General features: G+C 37.7%; 6 protein-coding genes. 2 read left to right on the top strand and 4 right to left on the bottom strand.

The features are described from left to right. Nucleotides 1-359: 359 nt before the first annotated feature. Nucleotides 360-1,100 (bottom strand): amino acid ABC transporter ATP-binding protein, encoded by a 741-nt coding sequence (locus K1J10_RS09675; protein WP_023026884.1) that lies wholly within the window; start codon nt 1,098-1,100, stop codon nt 360-362. Further along, a complete protein-coding gene (locus K1J10_RS09680; protein WP_048690606.1) occupies nt 1,100-3,304 on the bottom strand; it encodes an ABC transporter substrate-binding protein/permease in 2,205 nt (734 codons plus the stop codon). Before K1J10_RS09680 ends, K1J10_RS09675 begins: the two co-directional genes overlap by 1 nt. 262 nt (nt 3,305-3,566) lie before the next feature. On the opposite strand from K1J10_RS09680, the gene K1J10_RS09685 reads away from it, so the two are divergent. Then, nucleotides 3,567-4,514 carry a CPBP family intramembrane glutamic endopeptidase gene (locus K1J10_RS09685; protein WP_223357132.1) on the top strand — a complete coding sequence of 316 codons (948 nt, stop codon included), beginning with the start codon at nt 3,567-3,569 and terminating at the stop codon, nt 4,512-4,514. A 107-nt stretch (nt 4,515-4,621) separates the two neighbouring features. Here the strand turns inward: K1J10_RS09685 and K1J10_RS09690 are convergent, their stop codons facing one another. Together K1J10_RS09690 and K1J10_RS09695 are read right to left on the bottom strand one after the other, a co-directional pair. Beyond that, nucleotides 4,622-5,695: a sensor histidine kinase gene (locus K1J10_RS09690; RefSeq protein ID WP_223357134.1), complete on the bottom strand. Its 1,074-nt coding sequence runs from the start codon at nt 5,693-5,695 to the stop codon at nt 4,622-4,624. Next, nucleotides 5,680-6,351 (bottom strand): response regulator transcription factor, encoded by a 672-nt coding sequence (locus K1J10_RS09695; protein WP_223357136.1) that lies wholly within the window; start codon nt 6,349-6,351, stop codon nt 5,680-5,682. Before K1J10_RS09695 ends, K1J10_RS09690 begins: the two co-directional genes overlap by 16 nt. Nucleotides 6,352-6,509: 158 nt before the next feature. Between K1J10_RS09695 and K1J10_RS09700 the strand changes: the two genes are divergently transcribed. Continuing rightward, entirely contained in the window at nt 6,510-7,220 is a 711-nt protein-coding gene (locus K1J10_RS09700; protein ID WP_129269289.1) for an ABC transporter ATP-binding protein, read from the top strand. Nucleotides 7,221-7,399 lie beyond the last annotated feature (179 nt).

Raw genomic sequence — 7,399 nt, forward strand, 5'->3', positions numbered from 1 at the left:
TAGCTCAAACAGCTGGAAGAACACTCGCTTAATCAGAGGAATGACTTTGTTGCACTTGACTTGACAATTGGGGGTTTCAAATTGAAGACAAAGTGATTTTAAAAACTTTCCTTAGGTGAGTACGGACGTCAGCGAACTTCTATGAAGTTCCATGACTTAGTTTTGAGCCTAAGGTCTCAAAACTCCCGAGTGCCTGAAACAACTCTGATTCAGGCACTTTTCTCACGGCGGAAAGTTTTACATCTACTTAAATAACTATAAAAAATAATTTTTTTTGAAAATCATCTAGCTGTTTTATGTAAAACAATCGTTTGTATACATTCAAAAAACTGGAGGTTTAACTCCAGTTTTTATTTCTATTACACGTTTAAGACCTTATCTAAGAATTCTTTCAATCGTGGGTGTTGTGGATTGTCGAAAATTTGGTCTGGTTTGCCGTCTTCGAGGAATTCACCATCTGCTGTGAAGATGACACGATTGGCCACTTGGCGAGCAAATCCCATCTCGTGGGTGACGATGATCATGGTCATCCCTTGCTTAGCCAAGTCTTTCATAACATTCAGTACATCTCCGACCATCTCCGGATCAAGGGCAGAAGTCGGTTCGTCAAAGAGCATGACATCTGGTTTCATTGCCAAACCACGCGCAATGGCTACGCGCTGTTTCTGACCACCTGATAGACTATCAGGAGAGACATCAGCTTTGTCAGCCAGTCCAACCTTTTCCAAGAGTTCCATTGCTAGTTCTCTAGCTTCTTCCCGACTCATGCGTTTGTGCTCCAAAGGAGCAAACATGATGTTTTCAATAACACTCATATGAGGGAAGAGGTTGAAATGCTGGAAAACCATCCCGACATTTTCACGAACGATATCAATGTTGGTTTTAGGATCAGTCAGGTCATAGCCGTTCACAGTAATTTGTCCCTTGGTTACTTCTTCGAGAAGATTGAGACTGCGAAGGAAGGTGGATTTACCAGAACCAGATGGACCGATAATACAAACCACATCTCCTTCGTAGAATTTTGTTGAGATGCCTTTTAGGACCTCATTTTCACCGTAATATTTATGGAGGTCATGGACATCAATTTTTAATTTAGCCATTAGTTAGCCCTCTTTTCTAATTGTTTTGCAAAGCGTGTCAATAAGGTAATGATGACGAGGTAAAAGACGGCAAGGATTGCATACATCTTGAAACTTTGGTAGTTTCGAGCAATGATAATCTTACCAGTCTGGAAGAGCTCGACCAAACCGATCGCAGATACGATGGTCGTATCTTTCAGTGCAATAACGAATTGGTTGACAAAGTTTGGAAGCATAAGTTTTGTCGCTTGAGGCAAGATAATCTTGCGCATGGTCTTGCTGTATGAAATCCCGAGGCTTCGACTCGCTTCCATCTGTCCGGCTGGTACGGCTTGAATCCCACCACGAACAATCTCAGCGATATAAGCAGCAGCATTGAGGGAGAGAGCAATTGTACCTGCAAGGAAGTCATTGATTGGGGATTGGTGACCCGTCATGGACTCGATCAAATTAGGAATTCCCCAGAAGATGAAGGCAGCAAGGATCATCAGTGGGATACCACGGATGACATCGACGAAGATCTCAGCTGTCCAACGAAGCCATTTATAAGGACTTACACTGAACATTCCAAAGATGATCCCAATCACCATAGCGATCGCAAATGATAGAAGTGCTAGTGCAATAGTGACACCAAGTCCACTTAACAATTGTTTGTAGTTGTTTTGGAGCAAGCCCCAGATAGTCGTTTCATCCACTGAAGTAGATTCGGTGCTTTCTTCACTATCGCTTGAAAGGTACTTATCCAAGATTTTTTGGTATTCGCCACTTTCTTTTAAGTTGGCTAAACCGTTGTTAAACATTTCAATCAACTCAGGATTAGAATCTTTTTGAACAGCAAAGGCAATCTGACCACTTGGAGTTCCTTCGATAGGTGTTTTGAATTTACGTCCTTGTTTAATGGCATATTTGATGACAGGTTCGTCATCCATGATAGCAGCTACAGAACCAGAGTTCAAGCTGTCATACATAGAAGCCCCATCTGAGAAGGTTTTGATTTTATAGCCATACTTGCTCTTGTTTTCCTCGAGGAAAGTTTGAGAAGCAGTACCATTTTTGACACCAACTGTTTTTCCTTTTAGATCTTCGTAGGAAGCAATGTTACTACTTTCTTGAACTGCTAGGATTGAATTCGTTGTGTAGTATGGATCTGAGAAGTCAAAAGTCGCCTTACGCGCATCAGTAACAGTCATCCCGGCAATCATTCCATCGGCATTACCATTCTGGACATCACTGACAGCAGCATCAAAACCTGGATTGCTAATTTCTAGGGTAAATCCTTGGTCTTTGGCAATGGCCTTAATCAATTCCATATCAATCCCAGTGTATTTGCTTTGATCATTTTGGAAGACGAAGGGAGCAAAAGAGGAATCACTAGAAATTTTGTATTTTTTCTTCTTAGGAGTCGCCTTTTGGCCAGCTTTTGTGCTCGTTTCAGGAACAGCAGAAGTGCTGGCGGTAGTCGTTGTTGAAGATGATGATTGGCTGCTACCAGTCCATTTTTCAATAATTTGGTCTAGTGTACCATCTTTCTTCATTTGAGCAAGGGCAGTATTGAATTGTTTAATAAGGTTTTCATGGGACCCATCTTTTTTGACTCCAAAAGCAAAGCTTCCAACAGCTTCTCCTTCCATATTAATAGAAAGATCTTGGCCTTGCTTAATGGCATATTCTATAACAGGTTGGTCGTCCATAATGGCATCCACTGCACCGGTTGATAAACTATTGTTCATCAAATCACTGGTATCGAATGTCTTGATCGTATAACCGTACTGATCTTTGTTCTTCTGAAGGAAGCGTTGAGCAGCTGTTCCGTTTTTGACTCCGACCGTTTTTCCTTTGAGCTGGTCATAGGAAGTGATTTTGTTAGCTTTCTTAGTCGCAATCACGACTTTTGTATCATAGTAGGTATCAGACATCGCAAAGACTTGCTCACGTTCCTTGGTCTTGGTCATCCCTGCCATAATGGCATCGGCTTGACCAGCTTGAACTGCATTGACCGCTGCATCAAAGCCTGGGAACGATTTTTCTAAGGTCCATCCGTTAATTTCAGCGACCTTATCCAAGATTTCAACATCAATTCCTTTATAAACTTGGTCTGAGTCTTTGAATTCGAAGGGCGCATATGCCGTATCGAAAACGACTTTTACAGTTTCAGCCTGTGCTTGACTCGCAAAGGCGAATAGTGGAAATAAGAAAAGCAAACATGCTACTAGTTTTTTCTTCATTTCGTTCTCCTTTATATCAAATCCAGTTGTCTCGAGAAGAGCAATGGAAGGGATACCCAAAAGGGCTCAAAAAAATAAAGAATTCATACTGAAAACAAGTATGAATTTCATCATTTATTAGTTACGAGGATTATCATACCATAAATGAAACCTAAAATCAAGAATTTTAACCAATCCATGTTATGTTTTCTGACATCATTAAATATTGCAGTCTCTGATTTTCTTTGCTACAATGAAACTATAAGATAAAAGGAGGAAGATAATGAAGAAAGGTATCATTTTTCAAGATATAAAAACTGACACCTCATGGTCAGTACTTGTTTCTACACTATTCTATGTGTTCTTAACTTTCCTATTTGTTGAAGGTGGGCTTTGGCTTGGGAGTGAGTTTGTAGGACCATTTTCTCTAGTCATAGAGTTTTTAACGGAGCTCTTTTCACCAGGAAATGGAGGCGCAAGTGTTCAAGAGTTCTTCTACCATTATTTTCTCTATTATGAGCTTTTCAGTTTTGTATTCATTCTCATCCTCTTTATTTTTTGGGTGAAGTTCATTGAGAAGAATCCCTTATCGACGTTAGGTTTTGTAAAAAGGAATTGGCTTAAGTATCTATGTTGGGGGATCTTGCTTTCCCTTCTTCAAATGGGAGTCATTGCACTTGTCTACCAGGTAGGTGGAATCGGGACTTTTGAGCTAAATGAATTAAGTTTAGAACCCATCCTCTTTATTCTCGGTTTATTTCCATTTTGGCTCCTTCAAGGAGGGACTGAAGAAGTAGCGACGCGGGGTTGGCTCCTCACTCGGATTGCAGCAAGAGCTAATCTACCATTAGCGATCGCAATTTCTAGTAGTCTCTTTGGCTTTCTTCATCTGGGAAATTCAGGAGTGACCTTCTTATCCGTCCTGAATATTGTCCTTGATGGGGTGCTAGCTGGTCTGCTCCTTGTCTACACCGATAGTATCTGGCTAGTGGTCGCTCAACACGGTACTTGGAACTATGTACAAGGAAATCTCCTTGGTTTTCAAGTCAGTGGGACGGGCGCAGATGCGTCTATCTTTAGCTTTACCATGGGATCAGGACCTGACTGGCTAACTGGAGGAGCATTTGGTGCAGAAGGATCGATCATCACCACTTTGGTTCTTCTATTATCCGTCGTGATTGTTTACCGCTTAGGTGAAAGAAGAGAAAAAGTTGTTAATGAACAAGTGTGAAATGGCTGATAGGAAATAAAAATAAAAACGAAGACTGGCAAAAGTGCCGGTCTTTTTTATCAATTATATAAAACAAGCCGAACACCTAATGATGAGTTCGGCTTGTTTTATATAATGGGAATAATTAGCTTGACTTGGGCACCATTATGAATATTTTCTAAATGCATCGTTCCATTATGAAGTTTCATGACGCGTTTTACGAAAGATAAACCAAGTCCATAGTGACTTTCTTGAGAAAGTGTTCTTGCTTGGTCCTCTTTATAGAAAAGATTTCCAGCATGTTGTAAAACATTTTTTGAAAATCTAGATTGATTATTCCATATAGTTAGAACTAATCGATTATTTTCTTGTGACATTGTTAGCTGTATCTTTGCATCATTATCTTTTTGATGTTGTATTGCATTATTAATAATATTTGTGATTGCTCGAAAAAACAAATTGGAATGAATGGCAATTCGTGTTGATGGAGTTACTGTATTTGAAAAAACAAATTGTGTATTTCTCGGGAGTAACGGAGTGATCTGTTCATTCAATTGATGAGTTACTTGTTGAATTGATATGTTTTCAAGTTGAATATCATGGTCATAAAAAGTTTTGGAGTATTGGATGAAGTGGTTAAAATAATCATTTAATTGAATACTTGCTTGCTCCAGATCTTTTAGACATTCCATTGCTTGAGGTGTTTGCTCGGTGGATTGTAAGAATTCAGCATTTCCTCTGATGACAGTTAGAGGAGTTCGAAGATCATGTGCAGCGCTAGATACTTGAAACATGAGTTCTTTTTTTTGATCTTTTTCATTTTGAATTCTATTTTTTATTTCAGATTGCATTTTTTCGATCAGATCGTTTGTTTCAATGAATTCTTTAATCTGCAAATGGTGATGTTCATTTTTGGTGAAATATAGACCACTATGATAAACCATGTTCATTTCTTTTTGAATCTTGGTTAATAACCGTCTAATATTTATTACAATGATAAAAATTAAAATGATGCAAAGATAAATCCAAGAACTGACGCTAAAAAATAAAGCAAAGTGATTGGCATTTTTCTCATTAATTCCAGATACAGAAGATAGAAGAGCTGGAACTATGTAAAAAAGTATCAGACATAGAAGAAATTGCCAAATGATTTTAAGGTAGGTACGCTTAATGAGTTGCTTGACTGTCAATTCTTTTTCCATTTGTATCCTCCTCCCCATACTGTTTTAATGGGATCAATTTGATGAATCTTAAATTTTTGTCTGATTTGATAGATATATTCAGTAATGGATCGTAGTTGTGCATCAGAGTCTACAGGATAGAGGTAATTGTAAAGTTCTTCTATGCTAAATATTCGGTTCTCATTTTTTGCTAAAAGATAAAGTAAATCAAACTCTCGCTTAGTTAGTGATATTCTCTTTGATTGATAATAAACTTCTTGACTATCTCGATTAAAAGTTATATTTGAATCCATCTCTTCTTTAGAGGCATGATGTGATCTTTCTTCTCTACGAAGATGCATTTGAATTCTTGCAATTAATTCTTTAATGCTGAATGGTTTTGTAATGTAATCATCTGCCCCAGCTTGAATCCCTTTTAGTAAATCTTCTTCAAAATCTTTAGCGGTTAGAAATAGAATTGGAGTAGTAATTTGTGAACGAATGGAACGACAGATTTCTAAACCAGAAATGGGCATCATGACATCAAGTAGAATTAGATCGAATCCAGTAAAGTCGCAGATATTGATCTCCTCTATATATTTACGAGTTTCCACGTGAAAGTTGTTCGCTTTTAATGTATTGGCTATTAATCGTAAGATTTTTTCATCATCGTCAATGGCTAAAATTTTATACTTCATAGTCCCTCCAATTATATGAGCATATTATAGCAAATATAAAATGCAATTTGTTAGAAATGAAGAAAATAATTATTCTGATAATTTCCTGATTTTCTCCTGTTATACTTGCTCCAAGTGAAGGTGGAATTTCACTAAAAGTCAGAAGGGAAAAAGAATGAATGATAACAATTAAAAAGCTACATAAGGAATATAATAATAAAATTGTCCTTCAAAACGTGTCTTTCAAAGCCAAAAAAGGTGAGATTACTGGATTGATTGGACCGAATGGATCCGGAAAATCAACTTTAATCAGAATTTTACTTGGTTTAGAAAATAGTCAAATAGGGATAGCGTTGATCAATGGCAAAAAATACTCTCAATTGGGAGATAATCCTTTTGGTATTGTTGGATCATTCCTCGATAGTTGCCAACCTTATCCAACAAGAACAGGATTTCAGCATCTTCGGTGGATTGGCTTGGCTTGTGGCGTTGACAGAAATAGGTGCAAGGAATGTTTAGAATTGGTGGGGTTAAGTGAAGCTAAAAATAAAAAAGTAAAAGATTATTCGTTAGGAATGAAGCAACGTCTTGGGTTAGCAACAGCCTTATTAGCCAATCCTGATATCTTAATTTTAGATGAACCAATCAATGGACTAGATCCAGAGGGTATACGCTGGGTACGCAATTTTTTGCAGTCTTTTGTCAATGAAGGTAAGACTGTATTAATGACCAGTCATTATATGAGTGAGTTAGAATTAACTGTAGATCATCTAGTTGGTATTTCTAATGGGAAAATTGTTATTGATGCTCCTACAAAAGATATTTTGAAACAGTTTGGATCTTTTGAGGAAGCATATTTTAAGGCGCTCGAAGGGAAAGAAGGTGAATAATATGTTGAAACGTTCCTTTTTTAGTGACCTCTATAAATATTGTAGTTTAGCTACTTTTAAATTCACTTTTTTTCTTATTTTGGGAGTCAGCATATTTTTTACAATTGATAAATTGCAAGAATAAGTGCAACATTTACTTGAACTCATCCTCTAGAGCTTCACAAGCAGTTCTGTAAGCT

The sequence above is a fragment of the Streptococcus australis genome (assembly GCF_019930045.1).
Classification (GTDB): Bacteria; Bacillota; Bacilli; order Lactobacillales; family Streptococcaceae; genus Streptococcus; species Streptococcus australis_D.

Bases quoted from the DNA above. Each gene is read 5' to 3' on its own strand.
- K1J10_RS09690 (WP_223357134.1), bottom strand. From the start codon at position 5,695: ATGGAAAAAGAATTGACAGTCAAGCAACTCATTAAGCGTACCTACCTT.
- K1J10_RS09685 (WP_223357132.1), top strand. From the start codon at position 3,567: ATGAAGAAAGGTATCATTTTTCAAGATATAAAAACTGACACCTCATGG.
- K1J10_RS09700 (WP_129269289.1), top strand. From the start codon at position 6,510: ATGATAACAATTAAAAAGCTACATAAGGAATATAATAATAAAATTGTC.
- K1J10_RS09695 (WP_223357136.1), bottom strand. From the start codon at position 6,351: ATGAAGTATAAAATTTTAGCCATTGACGATGATGAAAAAATCTTACGA.
- K1J10_RS09675 (WP_023026884.1), bottom strand. From the start codon at position 1,100: ATGGCTAAATTAAAAATTGATGTCCATGACCTCCATAAATATTACGGT.
- K1J10_RS09680 (WP_048690606.1), bottom strand. From the start codon at position 3,304: ATGAAGAAAAAACTAGTAGCATGTTTGCTTTTCTTATTTCCACTATTC.